This window comes from Photobacterium aphoticum (genome assembly GCF_001029435.1).
Taxonomy (GTDB): Bacteria; Pseudomonadota; Gammaproteobacteria; order Enterobacterales; family Vibrionaceae; genus Photobacterium; species Photobacterium aphoticum.
Genome location: NZ_LDOV01000010.1, coordinates 626,363 through 650,945, shown reverse-complemented (window position 1 = coordinate 650,945; position 24,583 = coordinate 626,363). Strand labels below are relative to the sequence as shown.

22 protein-coding genes are annotated in these 24,583 nt (G+C 47.9%); 11 read left to right on the top strand and 11 right to left on the bottom strand.

Annotated elements, in window-relative coordinates:
- Positions 1-43: 43 nt before the first annotated feature.
- The gene (gene sgrR, locus ABT58_RS06965; RefSeq protein ID WP_047873559.1) at positions 44-1,750 is read left to right on the top strand and encodes an HTH-type transcriptional regulator SgrR; all 1,707 of its coding nucleotides are present in this window, start codon (positions 44-46) and stop codon (positions 1,748-1,750) included.
- Between the two features lie 75 nt (positions 1,751-1,825).
- Here the strand turns inward: sgrR and ABT58_RS06960 are convergent, their stop codons facing one another.
- From ABT58_RS06960 to ABT58_RS06945, 4 genes are all read right to left on the bottom strand, one after another.
- On the bottom strand, positions 1,826-3,052 hold the full coding sequence (locus ABT58_RS06960) for a D-alanyl-D-alanine carboxypeptidase family protein (RefSeq protein WP_047873558.1): 1,227 nt from the start codon (positions 3,050-3,052) through the stop codon (positions 1,826-1,828).
- A 163-nt stretch (positions 3,053-3,215) separates the two neighbouring features.
- Positions 3,216-3,722 (bottom strand): hypothetical protein, encoded by a 507-nt coding sequence (locus ABT58_RS06955; RefSeq protein ID WP_047873557.1) that lies wholly within the window; start codon positions 3,720-3,722, stop codon positions 3,216-3,218.
- Positions 3,719-4,672, bottom strand: a complete 954-nt coding sequence (locus ABT58_RS06950; RefSeq protein WP_047873556.1) for an ABC transporter ATP-binding protein — start codon at positions 4,670-4,672, stop codon at positions 3,719-3,721. The genes ABT58_RS06955 and ABT58_RS06950 overlap by 4 nt, the downstream gene beginning before the upstream one ends.
- Positions 4,669-5,511 (bottom strand): ABC transporter ATP-binding protein, encoded by an 843-nt coding sequence (locus ABT58_RS06945; RefSeq protein WP_047873555.1) that lies wholly within the window; start codon positions 5,509-5,511, stop codon positions 4,669-4,671. Before ABT58_RS06945 ends, ABT58_RS06950 begins: the two co-directional genes overlap by 4 nt.
- Before the next feature lie 261 nt (positions 5,512-5,772).
- Between ABT58_RS06945 and nhaD the strand changes: the two genes are divergently transcribed.
- Together nhaD and ABT58_RS06935 are read left to right on the top strand one after the other, a co-directional pair.
- Entirely contained in the window at positions 5,773-7,209 is a 1,437-nt protein-coding gene (gene nhaD / locus ABT58_RS06940) for a sodium:proton antiporter NhaD (RefSeq protein WP_047873554.1), read from the top strand.
- Between the two features lie 239 nt (positions 7,210-7,448).
- Positions 7,449-8,108: a hypothetical protein gene (locus ABT58_RS06935; protein ID WP_047873553.1), complete on the top strand. Its 660-nt coding sequence runs from the start codon at positions 7,449-7,451 to the stop codon at positions 8,106-8,108.
- A gap of 111 nt (positions 8,109-8,219) precedes the next feature.
- On the opposite strand, the gene ltaE is transcribed toward ABT58_RS06935, so the two are convergent.
- The gene (gene ltaE / locus ABT58_RS06930; protein WP_082210993.1) at positions 8,220-9,239 is read right to left on the bottom strand and encodes a low-specificity L-threonine aldolase; all 1,020 of its coding nucleotides are present in this window, start codon (positions 9,237-9,239) and stop codon (positions 8,220-8,222) included.
- A gap of 301 nt (positions 9,240-9,540) precedes the next feature.
- Here ltaE and ABT58_RS06925 point away from each other — a divergent pair, with 301 nt between their 5' ends.
- Positions 9,541-9,843 (top strand): hypothetical protein, encoded by a 303-nt coding sequence (locus ABT58_RS06925; RefSeq protein ID WP_047873551.1) that lies wholly within the window; start codon positions 9,541-9,543, stop codon positions 9,841-9,843.
- A gap of 84 nt (positions 9,844-9,927) precedes the next feature.
- Here the strand turns inward: ABT58_RS06925 and nagA are convergent, their stop codons facing one another.
- Positions 9,928-11,052: an N-acetylglucosamine-6-phosphate deacetylase gene (gene nagA / locus ABT58_RS06920; RefSeq protein WP_047873550.1), complete on the bottom strand. Its 1,125-nt coding sequence runs from the start codon at positions 11,050-11,052 to the stop codon at positions 9,928-9,930.
- A gap of 276 nt (positions 11,053-11,328) precedes the next feature.
- On the opposite strand from nagA, the gene ABT58_RS06915 reads away from it, so the two are divergent.
- Positions 11,329-12,738 (top strand): MDR family MFS transporter, encoded by a 1,410-nt coding sequence (locus tag ABT58_RS06915; protein WP_047873549.1) that lies wholly within the window; start codon positions 11,329-11,331, stop codon positions 12,736-12,738.
- A 249-nt stretch (positions 12,739-12,987) separates the two neighbouring features.
- On the top strand, positions 12,988-13,749 hold the full coding sequence (locus ABT58_RS06910; protein ID WP_047873682.1) for a DmsC/YnfH family molybdoenzyme membrane anchor subunit: 762 nt from the start codon (positions 12,988-12,990) through the stop codon (positions 13,747-13,749).
- 90 nt (positions 13,750-13,839) lie between these two features.
- Here ABT58_RS06910 and ABT58_RS06905 read toward each other — a convergent pair whose 3' ends face one another.
- On the bottom strand, positions 13,840-14,379 hold the full coding sequence (locus ABT58_RS06905) for a hydrolase (RefSeq protein ID WP_047873548.1): 540 nt from the start codon (positions 14,377-14,379) through the stop codon (positions 13,840-13,842).
- Between the two features lie 321 nt (positions 14,380-14,700).
- On the opposite strand from ABT58_RS06905, the gene ABT58_RS06900 reads away from it, so the two are divergent.
- Together ABT58_RS06900 and ABT58_RS06895 are read left to right on the top strand one after the other, a co-directional pair.
- Positions 14,701-15,387: a VC0807 family protein gene (locus ABT58_RS06900; protein ID WP_047873547.1), complete on the top strand. Its 687-nt coding sequence runs from the start codon at positions 14,701-14,703 to the stop codon at positions 15,385-15,387.
- A gap of 190 nt (positions 15,388-15,577) precedes the next feature.
- Positions 15,578-15,904, top strand: coding sequence for a peptidylprolyl isomerase (locus ABT58_RS06895; RefSeq protein ID WP_047873546.1), 327 nt, complete (start codon positions 15,578-15,580; stop codon positions 15,902-15,904).
- Between the two features lie 91 nt (positions 15,905-15,995).
- On the opposite strand, the gene ABT58_RS06890 is transcribed toward ABT58_RS06895, so the two are convergent.
- Positions 15,996-18,530: a glycosyl hydrolase family 18 protein gene (locus ABT58_RS06890; protein WP_047873545.1), complete on the bottom strand. Its 2,535-nt coding sequence runs from the start codon at positions 18,528-18,530 to the stop codon at positions 15,996-15,998.
- Between the two features lie 418 nt (positions 18,531-18,948).
- Here ABT58_RS06890 and ABT58_RS06885 point away from each other — a divergent pair, with 418 nt between their 5' ends.
- A complete protein-coding gene (locus ABT58_RS06885; RefSeq protein ID WP_047873544.1) occupies positions 18,949-19,443 on the top strand; it encodes a peptidylprolyl isomerase in 495 nt (164 codons plus the stop codon).
- Between the two features lie 109 nt (positions 19,444-19,552).
- Here ABT58_RS06885 and ABT58_RS06880 read toward each other — a convergent pair whose 3' ends face one another.
- Positions 19,553-19,855: a hypothetical protein gene (locus ABT58_RS06880; RefSeq protein ID WP_146147174.1), complete on the bottom strand. Its 303-nt coding sequence runs from the start codon at positions 19,853-19,855 to the stop codon at positions 19,553-19,555.
- 118 nt (positions 19,856-19,973) lie between these two features.
- Positions 19,974-20,378 carry a hypothetical protein gene (locus ABT58_RS06875; protein WP_053063006.1) on the bottom strand — a complete coding sequence of 135 codons (405 nt, stop codon included), beginning with the start codon at positions 20,376-20,378 and terminating at the stop codon, positions 19,974-19,976.
- Positions 20,379-20,814: 436 nt separating this feature from the next.
- Between ABT58_RS06875 and ABT58_RS06870 the strand changes: the two genes are divergently transcribed.
- Positions 20,815-22,038 carry an autotransporter outer membrane beta-barrel domain-containing protein gene (locus tag ABT58_RS06870; protein WP_082210992.1) on the top strand — a complete coding sequence of 408 codons (1,224 nt, stop codon included), beginning with the start codon at positions 20,815-20,817 and terminating at the stop codon, positions 22,036-22,038.
- 156 nt (positions 22,039-22,194) lie between these two features.
- On the top strand, positions 22,195-22,473 hold the full coding sequence (locus tag ABT58_RS06865) for a hypothetical protein (RefSeq protein ID WP_047873542.1): 279 nt from the start codon (positions 22,195-22,197) through the stop codon (positions 22,471-22,473).
- A gap of 133 nt (positions 22,474-22,606) precedes the next feature.
- Here ABT58_RS06865 and ABT58_RS06860 read toward each other — a convergent pair whose 3' ends face one another.
- A complete protein-coding gene (locus ABT58_RS06860; protein WP_205625308.1) occupies positions 22,607-24,472 on the bottom strand; it encodes a methyl-accepting chemotaxis protein in 1,866 nt (621 codons plus the stop codon).
- Positions 24,473-24,583 lie beyond the last annotated feature (111 nt).

Here is a 24,583-nt window from a genome sequence, read left to right as displayed (position 1 = left end):
GAAATCTAGGTTAGGCAATCCCAATCATGTAGGTTCCTCTTTTATGAGTGGTCAACGGCTCAAGTCCCAGTTCCAACGCCTTTATCATCATTTCTCTGGTCAAGACAGTGATACCAATTTGCAAGACATTGCCGAAGTGCTGTTTTGTACGCGTCGCAATGTGCGTATGGTTATCAATAAAATGGTGGATATGGGTTGGATTGCGTGGGAGCCAGCAGTCGGGCGTGGCAAGCAGTCACACCTGACTTTTCATAGTACGGACACGGAGTTACAACTCAATCATGCGCGTAAACTTGTTGCTGAAGGCAAGTTAGAGCCCGCCCTTGAAGCCCTAGGTAATAATGCAGATAAACTTGCACAAATCATCCAAGAGCAGCTAGGCCATACGACGGCACACGGTAAGCAGATTGTGCGTTTGCCATATTACCGTGCTTTCAGCAATCTCAATCCACTGCAACCCTTACGTCGTTCGGAACAGCATCTTGTTCGGCAAATCTTTAATGGTTTGACGCGGATTAATGATGAAAAAGAGGAAGTCGAAGGGGATTTAGCGCATCACTGGGAAGAGATCACCCCACGGCATTGGCGTTTTTATTTACGCCCATCGGTACGCTTTCACGACGGACGCTTGTTAGAGAGTCGCGATATCATTGCCACGTTTGAAAAGGTGCGTACGCATCGTCTTTTCAATCACATTCAGCGGGTAGAAGCCCCGTTTGCCAATACGATTGATATCCATCTGTCGATGGATGATCACCGACTGCCGGATCTGCTGACTAATTTAGTGGCGGTTATTCAACCCGCCGATGTGGATAGCACGGATCAAAATGTGCTGTTTCCGATCGGTACCGGACCGTACAAGGTCATCCAAAATGACAATAAGCGTTTCAAGCTCGAAGCGTTTGAACAGTATTTTGGCTTTCGAGCCTTAATCGATATGGTCGATATCTGGATGCTGTCGGAAGTGGCCTCTTGTTATCTACAGCCGGCTTCAGATGTGACGCAACTGGGTGGGGTTAGTGCATCGTCTCGACTCAAGTTGGATGAGGGGTGTAACTATTTGCTGTTCAACCGTGTGTCAGGTTTGCCTGTCGATCCACAATGGCTGGCGTATTTGCAAGGTCGATTGACGGCATTGAATATCCTGCAACGTTTGAATACTGATCAAATTGGCGATTTTCGTTTAACCAACGCCTATGGCATTTTGCCGGGGTGGGCGCATGTACCTTTGATCTCGCAGCCTGTCACTATGCCTCCAGCCAAACGTACGCTGACCATTGCATTTGCAGGACAACATCCGGTGTATCCGCACGTTGCTCAAGCCATTGAGACCATTTTGGCGGACGATGGGATCAAGCTGAAAATTCTTGAGCTCACCACCACAGAAATTGCGCTGGGTAAGCATGCCGGTAAAATTGATATCTGGCTGGGCGGCATGAGTTTAATGAACTATCGTGATGATGCTTTGCTGGCGTGGTTCTTTAATTTTGATCATATTGCGCGTGCGATGCCGGATGAGGAGTTTGCCGCGCTGGAAGCGGAAGTGGCACACTGGCGTCGAAACAAACATTTGCCGTCACCTTGCCAGCAGTTAGGTGCAAAATTGGTGGAATTTGGCCAAATTTTACCTCTGTTCCATAACTGGTTGGGGGTGGATGAGTCCGGCGTGGTACAAGGTATGCAGTCTAACTCAATGGGATGGTTTGATTTCAAATCCGTATGGATGAAGCCAGAACACGATCTTTCTTGAGCCGAGAGTGACAAATCAGCACGAAAAAAAGAACAAGCCCGACAAGCTTGTTCTTTTTTTGGGATGAAGTGGGGGTTACTGAGCCGTGGTATCTACGCTCTCTTTTTCACGTGGGTCCCAGTCTTGATCAGTGAACCATTGATTGATCGGCCGCCATACCACATCCACCATGGATTGATACCAAGGCGCTTTCTCGGCGCTTTCTTTTGCAATTAACGCCCGCTCTGCGATGATATCGTCATTGAGATACCATTCCACTTTACCGACCTGCTGACCTTGTTCCACCGGCGCTTCTAAATCGTGATCATACATGATGCGATGTTCGATGTTTTTGCGTTGACGACGCGGCACGGTGATCACACCACCATCAGCCACTTCCACATTGATGGTGGAAGGCGAGCCATACCAGACCTTCAATGGCGCTAATTCTTTACCACTGAATTGCGGCTGAATATCTTGATAGAACCGAAAACCCCAGGTGAGTAATTTTTTGCTTTCGGTTCGGCGCGTTTGTGTGCTGTTAGTGCCTAACACCACCGCAATCAAGCGTTGTCCGTGTTGCTCTGCCGAAGACACCAAACTGTAACCCGCCTGTTTGGTATAGCCGGTTTTCACCCCGTCGACGTTGATGGTGGTATCCCACAACAGGGCGTTGCGGTTACCTTGTTTAATATTACCGAACGTGAAGGATTTCTCTTTGAACATCGGGTAAAGGGACGGTAAATCCTGAATCAGTGCGCGAGTCAGTAGCGCCATGTCATAGGCGGTGATCATTTGGTCGGTTGAGTCCAAACCGTGTGGGTTGGAAAAGTAGCTGTTGGTCATCCCCAGTTTTTCTGCCTGTTTGTTCATCATTTCCACAAAGGCAGGCTGGTGGCCGGCGACATGCTCAGCAAGGGCAACGGTGGCGTCATTACCGGACGAAATGATCACGCCACGGTGAAGATCATCAACAGAAACTTCATCGCCGACATTGAGAAACATTTTTGAAGAGCCGGGGAATTTCTTGCCCCATGCGTTTTCACTGATAATGACCGTATCTTCAGCGGTAATATGACCGGCTTCTAATTCTTTGCCCACCACATAACTGGTCATGATTTTGACTAAACTGGCCGGAGCGTGGGGGGTATCAATGTTTTCTCCGGCGAGGACCTGGCCAGATTCATAACTCATTAATACCCAGGCTTTGGCGGCAACCTCTGGCGGTGTCGGTGTGGTATTGGCAAGGGCGGGGACAACAATAAAAAAAGTCAATAACGGGAGTCGCGTGAAAATAGGTGTCAGGATTTTGCGCAGAGCCATGGCTTTTCATCCCTGTTTATCTCATCAACACTTTACTAGCTTAGTAAAATTTTGCCGGGAGCGGATGAAATTGATGTCAGCTTTATCATATTGGATAAAGCTGACCTTTATGCCAGTGGCTTAATTAGCGTCTTGTCCCGTTGTGACCTATCATGTCAGGAGGTTAACGGTAGGTCTGCGAGTGAGCGTACGCCATGTTCATATGCTGTTGCCCTTGCATGTACAACACATGCAACTCAACCAATGCCGCACCTTCTTGTTCCCATTGTGGGGAAGATTGCTGCTGGCAAAACTCCATCATGCTGACCACCATGCGATCGAGCTTTTTTAAACACCAGCGTTTCATCGCCGTGTCTTGCTCGGGATCGCTCGCTAACGCTTGTAATTTACTGTACGCAAATTGCTGATAGCTATAGGCCATGTCACTGTCACCTTGCAGATGATAGAGGCGATGGAGTTGTTGGCAGGCTTCAAACCAGTAAGCCAAGGCTTCACTGTGTTGCTCTGTGTGAATAGGGCCGAAAATCGCAGCTGGCGTATGGCTGACGGCATAAACTAGCCGCGACTGTCCTTTCGCCTGGTTGTCTGCTTGGTTCGCCCTTTGGCTTGGCGTATGGAGAAGTCGTAAGTCTGCTTTGAGTTGTTCGAGCCAGCATACGATGTCTGTCATGCCACTTTGTCCTTTTTCCAGTTTGCGACAAAATGGTTGTCACCAAGCTGTTGGAAACCGTCAACCGGTTCAATGCTTAATGCGCGAATTTTGTCGGCACTTACTGAATAGTTTGGTTCAGTCTGAACCAGATTAGCAAATGGCAAATCGGGATCTGGCACGGCAGAAATGAGCAAACGTGTGTAAGGGTGGGTTGGGTTACGCAAAATGGATTGTGTATCACCCCACTCAACGATTTTCCCGCGATACATTACGGCGGTTTCTTCTGCAATGTAGTGTGCTGTGGCTAAATCGTGCGTGATGTAGAGAAAACCAATGCCCATTTTCTCTTTCATTTCTTTCATCAGGTTCAGTACACCCAAACGGATAGAGACATCCAGCATGGACGTCGGTTCATCCGCCAAGATCACCTCGGCACCGACGGCAATGGCACGGGCCAGATTCACGCGCTGACGTTGCCCGCCACTGAGCTGGTGCGGATATTTGTTCAGATCATCGATCGGCAGCTCCACCAATTTCATGAGCTCTTCCAGCTTGGGTTGCACGTCTTTTTTGCTGGCAACACGGCCGTGGATCAACAGTGGGCGAGTCAGGTGATGCTTAATGGTATGGGTAGGATTGAGTGAACCAAACGGGTCTTGGAAGACCATTTGCACTTTGCTGCGGTATTCCAGAGTGTCTTTACGGCCTTTAATATCGTTGATATTGGTGCCATTGAACAGGATTTCACCAGAGCTGGGCTCATGCACTTTGGTGATCAGTCGGGCACAGGTGCTTTTGCCACAGCCGGATTCACCCACTAGCGCGAGGGTGCGGCCAGGGTAGAGTTTAAAGTTGATGTGGTCGAGTGCGCGGAAGGTTTCGGTACTGCCAAACCCACCGCCGGCTTTAAAGTCTTTCACGACATTGTTGACTTCAATGATGGGTGTCAGTGTTTGGTCTGTGCTCATGCGCCGATTTCCTCGCTGATCGTAATGTGACTGGCATCTTCATGAATATTAGGGAAAGATGCCCAAAGTTGTTGGGTGTATGGGTGCTGGGGATCGTTTCTGATCGCTTTCGCCGTGTTCACCTCCACAATTTCACCGTGACGCATCACAGCAATGCGATTACACAATTGGCTCATCAGCGCCAAGTCGTGGGTAATGAACAAGATAGAAAAACCGAACTCTTTCTGCAGTTGGAAGATCTGCTGCAGGATCTCTCGTTGTACGACAACGTCCAACGCGGTGGTCGGCTCATCCATCACAATGAGTTTCGGGCTCAGGCTTAATGCAATGGCGATCACCAAGCGTTGACGCATGCCGCCACTGAACTGGTGCGGGTAATCATTGAGGCGGTCACGAGGAATATTCACCAGATCTAACAACTTTTCAGCACGCTCTTTGGCTTGTTGACGGCTATAACCCAGGTGGTGGCGCATCACATCGGAAAATTGTTCAAGCAAGGGGAGAACAGGGTTGAGCGAGTTCATGGCACTTTGGAATACCATTGCAATATCACGCCAACGGATGACGCCCATCTCTTGCTCGGTCAGTGACAACAAATCTTTGCCTTGAAATTGAATTTGACCATGCGTGATTAAGGCAGGCGGCTTATGTAGGCGGTTAATGGCGAAGGCAATGGTACTTTTGCCACAGCCGGATTCGCCCGCTAAACCAAAAATCTCGCCTTTACCAATATCAAAGCTGACACGTTTAACCGCCTGGAAGTCGCCTTTGTCGGTAATGTAGGTCACCTCGAGTCCGCGTACCTGAACGAGCGGGTCAGGGTGGAAGGCCTGTTCCATAATGTACTCCATGCTTAATTGTTAATCTTAATTAAAATAATTCGCATTTAGATTTAATGTAAGGTGCAATCGGCGAGTTAGTGATCCTTACTGCAAAAGAACGTATGACGTTGCATTCTTTCATCGTGGCGCGTAATAAGTCCACGGTGTTCAACACTTGTTAAATGGATGTGACTTCACGTAATTGTTAAAAAAGAATATGTAGACTACAAAGGTATTGTTTCTGGTGTTGTTTCTCACGGAAGGGAGCTAAGTAGACGGATGAAAAACACATACCTTTTTGTCGGGGTCGTTGGTGCAGTGTTGTCATTGCTGGCCACACCGGTATGGGCCGCTGCGGGTGGGTTGGATTTAACTCAGTCCACCGTAGGGTATGCTGCGCTGCTGATTTTTGGTGTGGCGTATTGCCTGGTAATGGGGGAAGAGTACCTCCAACTGCGTAAATCCAAGCCCGTATTGTTAGCTGCCGGTATTATCTGGCTGATGATTGGGTTTGTGTACCAGCAGCACGGTGTTATTGATGTGGCGCAGCGTGCCATTGAACACAATTTATTGGAATACGCAGAATTATTGCTGTTCCTGCTGGTGGCGATGACCTATATCAGCGCGATGGAAGAGCGTCGTTTATTTGATGCGTTGCAAGCCTGGATGGTCGGTAAAGGCTTTAATTACCGCAGCCTGTTTTGGTTAACCGGTATCCTCTCTTTTGTGATATCACCTATTGCCGATAACCTCACTACCGCGCTGCTGATGTGTGCGGTGGTATTGAAAGTGGGCGGTAGCAATATCCGCTTTATCAATATCGCGTGTATTAACATTGTGATTGCCGCCAATGCGGGCGGGGCATTCAGCCCGTTCGGTGATATCACCACCTTGATGGTATGGCAGGCCGGGCTAGTCAGCTTCATGCAATTTCTCGATTTGTTTGTCCCTTCTTTGGTGAACTACCTTGTTCCTGCTGTGATCATGGCACTTTTTGTACCGAAAACACAGCCTAATACGGCGCATGAATATGTGGAATTAAAACGTGGGGCACGTCGTATTGTGGTGTTGTTTATTCTGACGATCATGACTGCTGTCGGCTTCCATGCGTGGGTACATTTTCCGCCTGTCATTGGCATGATGATGGGCTTGGCGTATTTGCAGTTCTTTGGCTTCTTTTTGCGTAAAACCTTGCCGCGCTCTTTGGAGAAAAAGAAAGCAGCAGCGATGGCCAACAATGATGATGCTGCGCTACAACGTTTAGGTTCTGTGGTGCCTTTCGATGTGTTCAAACGTGTGTCGCACGCAGAATGGGATACCTTGCTGTTCTTCTACGGCGTGGTGATGTGCGTGGGCGGCTTGAGTTTGCTGGGCTACCTCGGCATGGTGTCGGAGGTGATGTACAGCCAGTGGAACCCGATTTGGGCCAATATTGTGGTGGGTTTATTGTCTGCGGTTGTAGATAACATTCCGGTGATGTTTGCGGTGTTAACGATGCAGCCCGAATTGAGTTTGGGTAACTGGCTGTTGGTGACTCTGACTGCTGGGGTGGGTGGCAGCTTGTTGTCGATTGGCTCTGCTGCGGGTGTGGCACTCATGGGGGCGGCACACGGGAAATACACCTTCTTCGGCCATTTAAAATGGATGCCGGTTATCGCCTTAGGTTATGCCGCCAGTATTGTTTGCCATTTATGGCTGAATCAGCATTTATTCTAGCGCTTAATAAGAGTGAAGATGGCTACATGAAGTGAGGTGTTGCGGGTGGTGAATTATTCATCAAGTCTGCCATTTGATGTGAGATTGTAGAGAAAGAAATTGTGTAGCCAGTCACTAACACGAAGAAAAGTCTTATTCACAAACAGGAGTTGTTTGATTAAGTGACTGATATGATTTACTTAATGATCATATCCAAGGATAAGGCACATCCTTGTTGTTCAGCGGTAAAAGGATGAAGTATGCACAAATATGGATTGTTGGGGTTTGGGGCGACACTGTTGCTGAGCCCGCTGTCGGTATCAGCCATGAGCGCCGAGACGGTTTTTCGTCTGCCCTCGGTGAAATTAGGGATCATGAAAGCCAGTGGTAACGTCGATGTCAGTCAGGCGGGGCAATTTGATGATGCGCCGTTTAATTCTTCTTCCTCTGTCAGTCCCTTCATTACTTTGATTCAGTCTCCCGTTTATTTTTCTGAAACCAGCCGCTGGGGCTATCACACCGAGTTCAGTGGCAGTTATTTTGATCTGGATTACGATAACGATGATCATCAAGGGTTTCGTGATGGTGATTTAGATGGCTATTCGGTGTCGTTTACACCAGTAATGTTCTATCAATGGGGTGATAAGGATCTGTGCGCAAGCTGTAAAAGTTGGCGTGTTGAATTGGGCGTTGGGGCGCATTATGTGGATCTCGATGGTAAGTTAATCGCCGATACACCGACAGGGGAGCAAACGGCATTTTCTGCGGCGGGTTTTGGCGTGAATGCACAACTGGGCGCGGTGGTTAATTATAAGCGCTGGGAATTGGGATTACGGTTAGTCATGCCTACTCAGTTCGACGATAACGATATTGAAGTAGAACACGGTTTATCGACTGTGAGCTTGGGGTATCGGTTCTAGTCAACGTCATCAGGTCAAAGTCTCTAGGTCAAAGCTATCTAGGTAAATGTCATACACAAAAGAAAAGCACCGAAGGGGTGCTTTTCTATTTTCATTCATATTGTTACCGCATTAACCTTGTTGAGCTATAGCGGCTTTCAACGCGGCGATAAAGGTATCAATGTCTTCGCGTGAAATATCCAAGTGCGTGACAAAGCGCATCGGCTGGCCTGCACTAATTAAGACATCCTGCGCTTTTAATGTTGCAACAAGCTGTGCTTGATCGATCGCTGCATCCACTTTGGCAAACAGAATGTTGGTCAGCACATGTTCCACTTTCACGCCAAAGCCCGGCACTGTGTTGAGCTGCTCAGCCAGATATTTAGCGTTCGCGTGGTCAACGCTTAAACGTTCAACGTGATCAGTCAGTGCGATTTTCCCTGCTGCGGCAAGAATACCTGCCTGACGCATGCCACCCCCTAACACTTTTCGCCAACGACGCGTGCGTTGAATAAACTCGCGGTCACCCAATACTAATGAACCAATTGGTGCACCCAAGCCTTTTGACAGGCAGATGGTCATGGAATCGAAATACTGGCTGATCGCGGTAATGTCGACGTTCAACGCAACGGCGGCATTGTAAACGCGCGCGCCGTCTAAGTGCAGTTTCAGTCCATGGGCATCGACAAATTCACGGGCTTGTGCCAAGTATTCAAGCGGTAGTACTTTACCGTTAATGGTGTTTTCCAGGCTCAGCAGTTTGGTACGCGCAAAGTGCGGGTCGAGTGGTTTTATGGCAGCAGCAAGCTTGGTGAAAGGCAAGGTACCATCGTTTTCATTTTCGATCGGCTGCGGTTGAATGGAGCCCAATACCGCTGCGCCGCCCCCTTCAAATTTGTAGTTGTGCGCTTGTTGGCCACACAAGTATTCGTCACCGCGTTCACAATGTGCCATTAACGCCAGTAAGTTGGCTTGCGTGCCTGAACTGCAAAACAAGGCACTTTCAAAACCGTGACGTTCTGCAGCCCAGCATTCCAGAGCGTTGACTGTTGGGTCATCCCCGTATACATCATCACCGACATCGGCTGCGGCCATGGCATGTCGCATGGCTTCGGTTGGGCGTGTGACCGTGTCGGAGCGAAAATCAATCATCGTTACTTCCTTGGTGGTGGGGAGAGAGGGAACCAATATAGCACCTAGCGTCTTTTGGAGAAATCACCATGTGAAAAGGCAAATAACAGTGAACTAGTGTTCATATTTATGATGTAAGGCAAAAAAACAGCCGAATCATTTTGATGTTTTGATGAATTTTTAACGAATGATGATTGGCTTGTCTAAACTTAAATTGTAAGCGGAGTGACACTGAAACTTGAGTGTATTTGGGTGTTATGCCTGATGAAATAGGGCAGGAAATGTCAGGCTGACAAGGTGATGACAGAGCGGAGGTTGGTGTATGTTGACTGAGCGAAGACAGTTTATTGTACCCGGAAAAGCAGGACTTCATGTAGACGTAACTGTAAATCCAATCGGTGAGCTTAAAGTCAATGTATTAGAAAAAGACAACTGTTTTACGGGGGAATTTGAGCAACTTGTTTTTCAAACAAAAGGCCGGCAAACCGAGTTGTTATGTAAGAATCATCGTTCATCCAGTACAGTAAAATGGCATGTATGTCTGGCAAGTGACGATGCAAGAGAACTGGCCAAGTTAATTGAATTGGCAGAAGAAGAATATGAAATATTAATGCGGGATTTATGAATGTCTGCAGAGAAGTCGTTAACGTAAAAGCCCTGTGAGAGCAGGGCTTTTCTTTTTAGCGAGCTAGGACAAATGCCCGGAGGGTTAAATACGCTTAGCGCCCATCTGGAACACGCTGCACACTTCGTTATTGTCATTCAACAAGGTGATGTTCGCTTTGTAACCTGCTTCCAGCTTACCGTACTGATCATCAATACCCATGGCTTTGGCTGGGTATAGGCTTGCCATACGCAATGCTTCTTCACGGCTTACGCCGACGTGTTGGATCAGGTTACGTACCCCTTCAATCATGGTAATCGCGGCGCCGGCGATAGTGCCATCGGCATAGTGGCATTTACCGTCAGTCACATAAGCCTGAATGCCGGCCATATCGTATTCCGTGATGTCAGTACCTGCTGGAGTAACGGCATCGGTCACCATGAATAACTTCTCACCCATGATTTCATGCGCAATACGTACGGAAGCAAAAGAAGAGTGGATACCATCGACAATGATGCCTGCATGTGGCTTTTTATCGAAAATATACCCGACGGTACCGGCTTCGCGAGAACCCAGCGGTGTCATGGCGTTGTAGAGGTGTGTCGCCATGCTGAGATTGTTTTTAGCCAGCAGATCGTCATAGGTGGCATTGGTATGGCCCAAAGACACGGTAATGCCCGCATTATGCAGAATGTCGATCACGGTTTGAGGCGTGTTCTCAGGCGCGAGCGTGACCACGGAAATGTGGGCTTGGTTATCGGCCAGATAATGCGCCGTTAATTCATCCAGAATACGGATATGGTTTTCATCGTGCGCGCCTTTTTTAGCCGTGCTAATGAATGGGCCTTCAAGGTGTAAGCCTAAAATGCCTTCTGCTTCTTTATTTTCAATGCTTGCCACGACATCAATCGCCTGGCACATCTTGTCATGGTGGCTGGTAATGAAGGTCGGCAGATATTGCGTGGTGCCGCTTTTTAGGTTGGTTTGGTTCATGATATCGAGCGATTGCTTTTCGGTATCAATGTTAAACAGCACGCCACCACAACCGTTAAGTTGCAGATCAATGAAGCCGGCGGTTGCTGTTAGGCCTTCAGCTGAATAGGTTTCTTCTGGCAGCTGCGCTTCATGCATCGGCACAATGGCTGTGATGGTATCACCGTCAACCAGAATCGCCTGATCATGAAGGGTGGTGGTGCCAGTGAATACATTAACATGGGTAATTGCGTACATGGGCATTCCTCTCAACAAGCATCAATCTCTGAGAACGGTGCGGTTAAGACGCTTTTAGGTGCAAAACTGGAACCAGACCGCTCAACTTATTTTTTATTTAAAATTAAGTTAGTCCACCTTGCACCCAATGTCAATAGGGGCAGACAGATGCTTGTGTCTGTGAATGCGACTTAACATATTGACATTTATGTCAGTTTTTATGGGCAAGAGGGTGAAACGCCTATTTGAGAAGGCGGGGGCATGATTTATCATACGATTTCTTATTGAGGAATGAATATGTCGCCGAAAACCATTTTTGCAAGTGTCGCGCTGGTCATTGCGTTAGGCTCGCTAGAGAAAAGTATTGTTACCACACCACTGCCCATCATTGGTGAAGAATTAGGTGCAGGTCAGGCGCTGACTTGGATTGTGACAGCGTATTTGTTGGCGGCGACAGCGGTTCTCCCTTTGTACGGCAAGTTGAGCGATATTTTTGGTCGCGTAAAAATGCTGAATATCAGTATCGCGTTGTTTTTACTGGGTTCCGTAGCCTGTGGCATGGCGCAAGATTTACCGACCTTAATTGGTGCGCGCGTGCTGCAAGGCATTGGTGGTGGCGGCCTGATTGCTTTGGCGTTTACCGTGATTGCCGACTGTATTCCTGCGCGTGAAGTGGGGAAGTATCAGGGATACATTTCAGCAGTTTATGCGGTGTCTAGTATCGCCGGACCACTATTGGGCGGTTATTTCGCTGAGCATTTAAGCTGGCGTTGGGTGTTTTGGATCAACCTGCCGCTGGGGGCGGTGGCGTTATGGCTGATCAATACCAAGCTAAAGCACCTCAATACCGGGCGTGATAGCCGTTTTGATTGGTTAGGGGCAGGGCTATTGATGGTCGTCACCACGCTGCTCCTTCTGCTGTTGTCACCGGAATCTGTGATTGATAATACGACCTTGGCAGTGGCCTTAGTCGTGAGTATTGTGTTGCTGGTGGTGGTTGAGCGCCGAGCAACCGATCCGATGATCCCTATGCGCGTGCTGACACTGCCGGGTTACACCATCAGTGTGTTATTGATCATGTGTTCACAGCTGTTGATGTTTGCCGTATTGGTGTATTTACCCCTGCAAATGCAATGGCAACAGGGTTTAACGGCTTCTGCCAGTGGTTTGTACATGATGGTGTTCATGATGAGCATCACCGGCGGGGCTTACTGTGGCGGTAAGCGTATTGCGAAAACCGGTTTCTACAAATCATTGGTTGTCGGTGGCTTTGCGTTATCAGCAATGGCGATGGGACTGCTTTACCTCGGGCAATTTCCTATCGCAGCGTTGGCTTTGGCGGGCTTAGGACTTGGGTTTACGTTACCGTCTCTTAATGTGGTGGTGCAGAACGTGTTGCCGTCTACCGATCGCGGCATTGGCTTGTCGTTGTTTGGCTATGGTCGCGAACTGGGTGGTGCAGTGGGCGTGGCATTCTGTGCGGCCTTGTTCCACTTAAAAGTGCCGGTGTTGGTGGGTGAAGGCAGCGCACATGGCCTGAAAGATTTTGCCCCAGTACAATTGGCTGCCGGTTTTACCCTGACCTATGGTGGCATGGCCGTGATTGCGCTGTTGGCTTTTGTGGTGACTGTATGGCGATTAAAGGCGCAATCCTTATCGGATGATGTCGCTCCACCGAAACGACCGCATGAAGTCGCCAGCAAGTAATGTCTTAATATTAACAACGCCCGGTCACACGACCGGGCGTTTTTATTTTGTATTCTCATTGGTTTCAGACGTTAGACGGTAAGAATAGCGATTGATGCGCTTTTGCACGGTTGCGTTATTGATTGCGAATAAACGCTAAACGTCTGGAGATAGAGATAGAACATCAGTGTGAGGTAGGGCACAATACGCGCCTTTGATAATAATATGGATATCGGTAACTCTGTGGGGTTGCTGTGCGAAGGTGTTGATATGGCGTGGTACGAATGGCCATTAATTCTTTCTAGTGTGTTTTACCAATTAGCGATTGGTGCGTTTATTGTGTTGGGCGGATGTATCCTGACCGGGAAGTTATGTTTTGGTCAGATGGATCGCTTACACCGTACAATGCCAGCATTATGGCTGTTATTGTTCAGCGGGCTTTTCTTACGTGAAATTACCCTGATTTTTTCTCAGGTGCCGGTGGCGTATACCCTAGGGCAAGAAGCTCTGATGGTGGTTGGCTTCTTTGCGCTGGCGCTGATTTATTGGTTTGCAGAAAAAGGCTTAGTTGGCAGTGATCGTCTGCGCAAAGCGTATCTGATGCTGGTTATTGCTGCTGGTGTAGGTTATCTGCTACATGGCTTGATGGTACGCAGTGAGCAATGGTTGGTGGCCTCTCACTTCTTAGCGACGACATTATGTGGCGGTACCTTGCTGGCGCATGCTTCGCTCGTGAAAGCAGAACACAAAGTGGATGAGTTTAACCGTACCTTGCCATATGTTGGTGCGGGCATCATGGTGGTTTGTTTACTGACTGGCTTGCCACAATTGGCGGGTTTGGCGACATTGGCCGAAACACAAGGTGATATTGCGCCATTTATTGCTCAAGTTACCAGCCTTGGTTTATTGATTGCCGCTGTGGGCGTGTGGTTTATGCCGCTTCTGACCAAAAGCAAACCGGCTTTGAATGTGATGACCTTTGCATTGGCCTTAATTATTGCTTCCTCTTACTGTGCGGGCGTTGGTTATTAATAAGCGATAAGCAACAGAGAAAGTAACATATAAAGCAGCCGTGATGGGAATGCCCGTCACGGCTGCTTTGTTTTGCGCTTAGCTCATCGTTTATTTGATAACGGATAACAGCTGCTTAAATCGTTCCCCTTCGGCCACGCCTTGTAGTTCAAACAGCACCATTTCTGTTGATGTTAATGCCGCGCCACATTGTTGCATCTTCTCTAATGCAATGACTTTGTTATGTGCCTTACGGGACGAAACGGCATCAGCAATCACTTCGACATGAAAGCCTTTATCCAGTAAATGACGCACGGTTTGATAAACACAGATGTGGGCTTCAATCCCCATGATAATCACGTTACGGCATCCCGTGGCGGCTAAGGCATCCACGAAAGCGGGTTCACCATAACAACTGAAACTGTTTTTCGGGATAGGTTGCAGGTGGGCGAGGTGATCGGCAATTTCCGGGATCGTTGATCCTAACTTATCGGGTAATTGTTCTACCCACAGGATAGGTAGTTCCAATACTTTCGCGCCTTTGACCATGGTGGCGAGGTGATGAAATAGCGCCTCTTTTTCATCCATGATTTGGGCAAGTTTGCCCTGAACATCAACAATGACCAGTGCGGTATCAGCAGGGGTGAGCATAAGCGGCATCCTTTAATCATATTTGCGTCACGCTAACGCAATGTCCTATACATGAATATAGTTAACGTACATGATGAACGATAAGTTGCATAATGTATGTGAGAACATGCGGTATGTGGTGGAAATGTCGACAATATACCCTGCACGCAAGGTTTGGTAGAGTTTTGTTGGTTGAAAAATTGAGCGAAATCAGCATTTTCTCTCCAAATTGAGAGCTGGAATAGGCTGATTTAATCTTTTGTAACGCTCAGAGGCTTTACAGCAGCAAAATTTCGCGGAACAATGCAGTTGTTTACGATTTGGATAAGTTTGTAAAATATTATGACAGAAAAGAAACCTAGCCCACTGAACGACATCATTTTTAATGTCATCGTGCCTTCCGTAATTTTGATGAAATTCAGCAGCGACGAGCACCTTGGCGCTGTTGGCGGTTTAGTTGTCGCCTTGGCCTTCCCGGTCCTTTTCGGGGGCTATGAACTCTTCAAATACAAGAAATTCAATTTCATCTCACTGCTGGGTATCGTCAGCGTACTGTTGACTGGCGGTATCGGTTTGTTAGAGCTGGACAACAAATGGTTGGCTGTGAAAGAAGCATTGATCCCTGGCTTGATCGGTATTGGTGTGTTTATCTCAACGTTTACCAAGTACCCGGTGGTGAGCAAAATGCTGATCAATGACACTGTGCTGAACATGTCACTGATCCACGAAAAGCTGAACGAGTTTGGCAACAAGCAGAAGTTTGAGCGTAGCCTGGTGACGGCAAACTACCTGTTTGCTTCAACCTTCGTGTTCTCATCAGTGATGAACTACGTGTTGGCCAAAGTGATTGTGACCAGCCCATCGGGTACACAAGCCTTTAACGAAGAATTGGGTCGTATGACATTGGTGAGTTACCCAATGATTGCGATTCCTTCCATGCTGATGATGATGGGTATCTTCTTCTACATGTGGCGTCAAATTCGTCAGATGACGCAGCTTGAATCTGCCCAGATCCTAAAAGCAGAATAAGCACCGCCCAGCTTAAAGAACCGCCTGATTTGGGCGGTTTTTTTATGCCTGTAAGTTGTGGTGAGTAAGCGGGCTGCGGTGAGTAGCAGGCTGTTGATGTGATATGAATTTGTCTAGTGGTCAGCACTTTGAGCTCACCCTGCGATCGTGTACAATGCGCGAAATTGTGATACTGAAAGAGACACACCTTATGGCCAGTAAAGCCCATGCATTGCATATCCTTGTGAAGCACAAGGAACAAGCCGATGACATCATCAAACAACTTAAACAGGGTGCGAAGTTCCAAACGCTGGCTACCAAGTATTCATCCTGCCCATCTGGCAAGAAGGGTGGCGACTTGGGTGAATTCCGCAAAGGCGCAATGGTCGCGCCATTTGATAAAGCGGTTTTCTCTGATAAAGCGATCAGCACCAGCGAAGCGCTGAAAATGAAGAACGCGAATCTGCGTGGTTTGATCCCAGAGCCAGTGAAAACTAAGTTTGGCTACCATGTGATCAAAGTGCTTTACACTGTTTGAGTGTATTGCCGACAGAATGATTTAATAAAAAAGGGATGCTTTCGCATCCCTTTGTCGTTTTACCTTAATGGTGTGACTTAATGGTTAGGGCTTATTGGCAGTTTGCTGCGCCTAGCTCTTTCCATACACCCCATTGGCCTGTTGTGCCTGGTTCTTCGTTTGTTGTCCACCACTTAGCAGAGTACTCTTTGCCTTTGTGAGAAACAACGTCACCAGAGGTGTAAACAACGCCTGGCTGGTAAGCGTTTGGACACTCACCACCTGGACCTTGCTCTTCTTTCAGTACAACAACAGATGCGCTTGCTGTATCAGATAGCTCACCGTCAGAAACCGTCACTGAGAATGTCAGTGTGGTATCAACCGTGTAGCTGCCTGCCGTGAACACAAGGCTTGAGCCGTTTGGTGTTGCCTGAACGCCTGCTGGGATATCCCACGTGTAAGTCAGCGTGTCGTTATCTGCATCGCTTGAACCGCTTGCATCAACAACCACAACATCACCCGCGTTTGCTGTTGCTTGAACAGTAATAGCAGCAACTGGTGCTGTGTTTGTCGGACCGGTGTTGCCTTCTGGCTTCGCAGTAACAACAACGGTATCAACGGCTGTCGCACCTTTGTTATCGGTTACTGTTAGTGAGAATACGAACTTCGTTTCTACAGTCACTGAAGGGATGTTTGCAGACGCAGAAGCCGCGTTAGCATTGGTGAGTGATACTGATGGACCTGAAGTCTGTACCCAGTTGTAAGATACAATCTGGCCGTCAACATCTTTAGACGCAGAACCGTCTAGCGTTACTGCACCTGCTGCGTTTACAGTCACATCGGCACCTGCATTAGCAACAGGGGCTTTGTTCACTGGTGGTGGCGGTGGTGGCACATCACCCGCTAGTGACTCTTGCATTGCGTTTAGGATGTCACCGTTATCGGCATCAATTTCCCACGCAAACAGACCTGCGAAGTTGTTTTGACGAACGTAAGCACCTTTCGCCATCACAGAACGCTTGTTGTCGTAAGTGATCAGGTCACCGTTTGATGGATCCCAAACCCAAGGAGCGTCAGCTTGTACATCGTAGCCTTCAACCACACCGGCTTTGTTGATGTAGTCTTTAACGATATCTTTGTAATCGATAACGCCCGCTTCCCATGAACCTTTGATCTTACCGTTACCTACGCCAGTCATTGGGTTCGTTGGATCAGACATGCTTGCTTCTGTTACGCCAGTCCAGCCACGGCCGTACATTGCTGCACCGATAACCATTTTCTCTGGTGGAACGCCTTTCGCTAGCAGAAGATCAACACCGTTCTTGGTGGTGTAAGCTGGGCCTTTACGTGGTTTGCCTTCCGCATCCACACCTTTACCCGCACACTCGTCAGCGGTCATGTGGCTACCACAATCCAGTGCTGCTTGGTGGCCGACAACGTTGTTCCAACCACCGTAGTAGTCGTAAGTCATCGCGAAGATGTAGTCCATGTAAGGAACCGCATCCACGTAGTTTACGTCTTCGATCTTGTCGTAACCGACACCCACTGCAGAGGTTAGCTCGTACGTACGGCCTGTTTCAGCAGACAGATCGTCAAGCATTGCACGTAGTTCTTGCATCAAGACTGCGTAAGTGTCGCCATCTTTCGCTGGGTCACCTAGGTTAGGGTTCGCACCTGAACCACCTGGGTATTCCCAGTCAATATCAACACCGTCGTAGAACTTCCACGTTTGTAGGAAACGCTTCACAGAAGCGACAAACTTGTCACGCTTGGCCTTATCGCCGAACTCATAGAACGGGTCAGACAGCGTCCAGCCACCGATTGATGGTAGGATCTTCAGATCAGGGTAACGCTGCTTAAGCGCCATGATCTGGCCGTAAGTCCCTTTGTATGAAGAAGAATGGCTTTGACCAGACTGAGGATGTGGCATTTGAACCGCAGCCCATGGGTCGTGGATAACCACTTCAAAGTCATCAAGACCGGCACAAGCACGGTTGAGTGCAGCCAGAGGACCATCAGCAAGAGAAGGGTTGTTACCACAAATTGGCACGAAACCGTAAATGATGTGCGTCAGGTTCTGTGCTGGGATCTTATCAACAGGGAATTTACGACCGTAAACACCCCATTCAACAAAGTAGGCACCTACAACAGTGTTTGCTGGTGTCACGTAGTCTTTGTTGTTTGGATCCACGTTCATTGGTAGTGGGTCAAGGTGGCTACCATCGGTGTCAGCAACAACGATTTGCTTCGGCGCACTTTGAGTACATGTTTGTGCTGCACCTGTACCGCTACATAGTTCTACAACCATGTCGTACTGGCCGCCTTTCGCTACCTGAAGAATGGTTGACTCTTTCTGAGTAGCTGCTGGCGTGATAGCGGCTTCATGGAATACTTCACCGTTTAGCAATACGCGGTATGAGTCCGCAGGCTCACCAGACCAACGATCCCAAGTCACAGGGACTTCGGCGTATGGCTTAACGACAACCAGATCTTTGTATGCGCTGGCTGCATCGTTCACTTCGATAATGGAAAAGTTGGTTTCCATCCATGAAATGATAGGAGCACCTGGTGCGGCCATAACAGGTGCAGAAGCGGCACCGGCTAGTGTGGCTGCAATTAGGCCTCTTAGGAAAGTCCGTTTGTTCATCTAAAATTTCCTCGAAAATTGATTGCGAGATTGATGTATTGATTCGTTGAACATGAGCCGTTTTGCGTGGCTCTGGTTTGATACTTGGTAAATTCTGAAAATGAGGCAAACCAAACAAGGAGGATTTCGAGGTGTCAGGGAGAAATTATTAACCTTTCTGTTACATGTTGTGTTTTTTTTAACGTGATATCACAAAATTAACCCCAATTTCCGCATGGCTTATAAGGTTTCAGAATATCAATCTTCGTTTATCGCTGTATTAACGTGATTATGGGGGGATTTAGCAGGGGGATACGATCATCACGCAGAAGAATATGCGTATTAACGATGAAATGTATTGAAGCTTTCGTTGTGACTTTGTTCAGTGATACACTCCGCGCTCATTTTTCTTTCCTCATATTGAGCGGCATTACATCAAATGATCATTTTTACTACCAATCTTGGCGATATTGAAATTGAACTGAACATGGACCTAGCGCCTGTGACGTGTAAGAACTTTTTGCAGTACTGTCAGGATGGGTTTTATGAAGGCACGATTTTTCACCGTGTGATTCAAGGCTTCATGATTCAGGGTGGTGGTCACACCGTGGATATGACGGAAAAAGAAACCCGTGATCCTATCGTGAATGAAGCAAACCGTGGTCTGAAGAACATGGTTGGTACTATTGCTATGGCACGTACAGATGCGCCACACTCAGCCACTGCGCAGTTTTTCATTAACCTGGCGAACAACAGTTTCCTTGATTTCACTGAAACCACGAATCAAGGCTGGGGTTACACCGTATTTGGTCAGGTAACAGCGGGTATGGATGTAGTGAAAGCCATTGCTAAAGTGCGCACTGGCAAGAAACGTGGTCATGAAGATGTGCCGAAAAAACCGATCATCATTGAAAAAGTAACGATCAAGTCTTAATGATGTGACAGAGAGTGTCACGTCTCGGTGTGCGTGACACTCTACTTTGCTTTTGAATTGTCTTCCTTCGAGCTTGTAAACTCACTTACTCGCTTACTCGCTTACTCGCTTACTCGCTTACTCGCTTTAGCACATGCACGGTATTCTTATTGGTACGGGGATCGGACCAAGCAAGAATGTGTGTGTAGTACCGTTTTACTGCCGCCCAATACAAGCTGAATGACATAAACACGACCAGTGCCAATGGTGACGCCTCTACGTTACTAAACGGAAGCATCAACGCCATATTGAGCACCGTTGCGCCTATACATACCGCCAGAATCGGGTAGTAGGTGAGCTGAAAGAAGTGCCGATAGTGGAAAAACAGTTGAAAAGTAAGCCATTTCACGGGTTTTAGCATTGACCTGTTCATAAGCATATCCTCTCATTACCGTTTCAACATTACATTAACATTCGGCTCTAGCTGGTGAAATATGACTTGATCACACTTTTGTTTCGAGTACGAAAACTCGCGATTAAATCGCATTTCCTCACTCGTTGCTGCTGGTGTTGTTACTGAGATTGCTGCTTGGAGTGATGCCGGGGGAACGGGGGGCGTTGCCAGAAGAGACAGGGGGATGCGAACTGAGAGGATTAGGACACAGCGATTCGGTACGTTTGAGGATTGCTTCTTGTAATGCCGTGTCATGTTTTATGTCCGGGTAGCGGCTGCGCACATTTTCCATGCAGAGTTTTGCGGCATTAATAACGGCCATCATGTCATCTTGCGTGTCCGTGATGCGTGATAAACTGCCACTGGCTTTTGCGTCCGAGAGCGCAGCTTTGACCTTTGCGGCATGTTCATAAGGTTCTTTCAGGCATTGACAAATATCGGTTGCTGCTTGTTCGACCATATCGTCAGCCATGACAGTCTGGCTTAACAGTACCAATGACATTATCCATCCATATCTCATCGTCATATCTTCTGTCTGCTTTTGACCGCCTTAATTATAGAACGAAGTGTCAATCAAGCGTGGTATGTCACTGCTTGAAACGACAAGGCATAACATCGCTTGTGTATATAAGGAAATGTTTTATGGAGAACCCGTGGATAACAAAGCAGAATATCGCACCGTGCTGGGCATAATTATTTCATTTTAAATCATGCGGATAGCTCATCTTTGTGATAAGAGGGTGAGTGGTGACATCATCTCAGTGGCCAGAAGCCCTCATAAAACATGCACAGCCTGCTGTGAAATGTGCAGATGTATATTTTTTGGGACAGTGACAATACCCCCGCTACCTATACTGATCGAGTCAGTTTGAATCGCAAGACACTTTCACGATTTCATTACAAGAACAGAAAGTGGTAATACATATTTTGGGGGCGTTATGTCAATGTCTTTGAAGCAGGTAGCTTCAGCGGCGTCTATTGCGACGTCGGCTGCCTGCTTGATGGCCTCTGCGACAGTGTGCGCAGGGGACGATGCAACACTGAGTGACAGACTTTCTGCTGAAATGGATGCTGCGGTATCGGAACTAAAAGGGCTCGCGAGTCATGTTCGGGGCGATAAAATCGACCGAAAGGTGCGATCGCGCCTTGGCACTAATTCAAGTGCTGGTCTGCGTAGTGCGAGCATGGTTGATCGTACTTCCGTTAATCGTAACACGCTCTATCCCGAATCCTTGTCGGGGTATGCGCTCCCTGTTAACAATGCCATTGCCTCTGGTAATAAAAATCCTCTTGGCCCGTCATCTCAGAGTGCGGTTGGTGGCTTTATGCGGGTCGATACCACCACACTGAACGACAGTCCTTACAGCAAAGGTAAAGAGCAGGAATACAGCGGTTATTCACTGACTCTGGGGGGAGATTATTTATTCCGTGAGCATTACCTGTTTGGGTTAACACTCGGCCTGCCTTTTTATAAGCCGTTGAATGACAGCAGTGATACGGAAATTGATGGCATGGTGGCCTCTGGCTACTTCAGCTATTTCCAAGATGCCTGGTACATTGATTTCACGGCCAGTTACGCTGTGATGGATACCGACATCGAACGCCAAGTGACGCTGTATACGGATTCCGTGGTGAACAATGCCAATGAGGCGGATTCCGATATCTGGGTGTTCTCGGTGGGTACGGGCTACGTGTTTAAGTACAATTATCTGAATGTGGCGTTGGAAAGTAGCGTGCAATATACCTTGTCGGATCCGGATCGTTACTCAGAGCGCTTATCCTTAGCCAATAACAATTACCTGATTTCTAAAATTGATGATGTCGATGCATTGGAATCGACCATGTTGATATCTGGTGTCAGTGTGTCACACCCTTTACGTACCCCCATAGGGATGTTTCAACCCTATGCTAAAGGGTATGTGCATTATGATATTGCCAGCGGTAATGAGCGGGTCATCTCACAGCTGAAATCGAACCATTCAGGCAGTATTTTGCCCATTGTTGTCGATTCTGATGACAACTTTTACGGGCGTATGCATTTAGGTATTTCAGGGGCGCTCAATGAAGATTGGTATGGGTACGCCGAAGCCAGCAGTTTGCTGTGGCACGATGATCTTTCTGCGTACACCATTTCTGTCGGAGTGAGTATGGCATTGGATTGATGGCACGCGTGCGGCTGTTCAGGTGGCAGGCGTTGGTGCAGGAAGAGGACGAAGAGCATCGAACCTGAACAAAAATAAACGTGTCGTTCATCTATGGTTCATTTTCGTTGGCATAGACTGCAAACAATGAAAATAAAGATGAATCAAAGGTCAGCTATGAAAAACATGATTGCTAGTGTGATTGCACTTGTCTTGGGTTTCTTTACCGTCACCTTCGCGGCTGTAATGGGTTTGTTTATCGGATTAGGTGCATTGATTGCCAAGCCCTTCATTAAAAGAAAACTGAATGCGGCTTATAAAGAAGCGATGCAGCAACAAGGGTTCAATACCCACGCTTATGAAGGTGGTGCAGGTCATCAAGGTACAACGATTGACGGTGAATACGAAGACATCAGCCAGCGTCCGCATCAATCGACTCACCATCGTTTAGCGTAATCGCTTAATGTCACGTTGCTTGTGTATTGTCTTAGTGAGACAACGTTAATCACACAAAGCGCGAAAGAATAAAAAACGCCAGCAGAGATGCTGGCGTTTTGCTTTTGTGTAGCCTTTAACATCGTGAATCGAGTTAGATCTTAAACTTATTCACTTCCGATGTAAGGAGCTGCGTAATGCTGTTTAGATCTTGTGCCAGTACCTGTGTTTCTTTGGCATCCGTCGATAGCTGTTCAGACACATCATTCACCGCTTGCGTATTTCGGCTAATTTCTTCCGAGACGGCACGTTGCTCTTCTGCCGCGCTGGAAATTTGAGTCGCCATATCAGAAATGTACTGAATCGATGCGGTAATTTGCTCCAGAGCAAGCGTGGCATTATTCGCTTCTTCCACACTTCCGGTCGCCATGTCCTGGCTTTGCTGCATGGTGGTGACGGCGTTATGCGTGTTACGTTGCAGGGTTTCAATCATTGAGCGGATTTCAACCGTAGAGCTATGAGTGCGCTGAGAGAGCACACGGACTTCATCGGCAACCACCGCAAAGCCACGGCCTTGTTCACCGGCACGGGCTGCTTCAATGGCCGCATTCAGTGCCAGCAAGTTCGTTTGTTCTGCAATACCCTGAATAGTTGAAAGGATCGCATTGATTTCTTGCGCGTTGTTTTCCAATTCCTGAATAATGCTTGCGGCATCTTCAACATGGTGCGCCAGTTGGGTAATGGATGCCTGATTGCGGGTGATCACCGCTTTACCTTCATTACAGTTCGCATGTGATGCCACCGCTGCGCTGGCGGTTTGTTCGGCATGGTTAGCCACGTCTTGTGCCGTTGCAGACATCTCGTGAATGGCGGTCGCGATCTGTGCAATTTCACCTAGCTGCATTTGAATGGCCTGACTGTTCTGTTCTGCCATCGCATGGCTGACACTGGCCTGCTCAGACAGCTGGCTGGTGGAATTGGCAATGCCGGACACGGAATGATGCAGCTTTTCAATGAAGGCATTCACATGCCCCCCCAAGTGACCAATTTCATCATCCTGAGTGAAATCAAGGCGACGTGTTAAATCACCGTTGCCTTGTGATAAATCTTGCATGGCGTCCGTCAGTTGCTCTAACGGCTTAAGGGCGCGACCCACGAAAAACAGCGCAGCAGCAATAACAATCACGACTTGCATGATTGTCCCGATCAGTGCATCAAACAACGCTTCATCGACTTGTTCAAAGGCTTTGGCTTTATTCACCACAAGCGCAAAGTACCATTGAGTGTCAGGCACCTGGCCGATTTGCACCAAGCTTTCTACGCCACTGATGGTCATGGTTGTTAGGGCGTCATTGCGGCTCATTGACTCAATAGTACTTGTCGTCAAAGTGCTGTTCAGACCGGTGGCGGGTTTCAGTGCCAGCGAAGCGTCAGGGTGCGCAATGATGTTGCCGTCGGCATCGATCAGCATCGCGAACATGCCATCCTGATTCATTGCCAATACATCTTTCACCAGCGTATCAATCGATACATCTGCCGCAATCACACCTTGATTCATCGAGGCATTAAACGGGCGTGCTAATGTCACCACCAGTTTATTCGATGACGCATCAATGTACGGAGAGGTGATGATGGTACGGTTTTCTGCTTTGGCTTTTTGATACCAAGGACGTTCACGGGCATCGTAATCCGCTGGGAATGAGATTGCTTTGCTCAGAATGACTTTACCGGTGGGTAAGCCAACGTAAACCAAATCAAACTGGCCCGCATTCATGGTTTGCGCCAATGCATCAATAGGCGCTGCTTGATGATCAAAGGCAGGGATCACGGATTGGGTGATCGCCGCTTTGTTTTCCAACCAGTGGCTGATGCTGGTTAGTGCCGATTGGCTCAATGAAGAGACGGCGCGTTGTGTTGATTGCTCCGCATCGCGAGTCATACGTTCGCTGGACAGCCAGTTTTGCACGGCTGAAATGGCGAGAATGATACAGGCAAATGTGAGGCAGAGTTTATGTTTCATGGAAAAATTCACTGCACTTTCCTTTACATCGTCATGGGCAGAGGGAGAGGTAATACACTGTAACTGTTCGTTTTTATCGGCAGGCATGCTGTTTTCTATGATGAAATTTAT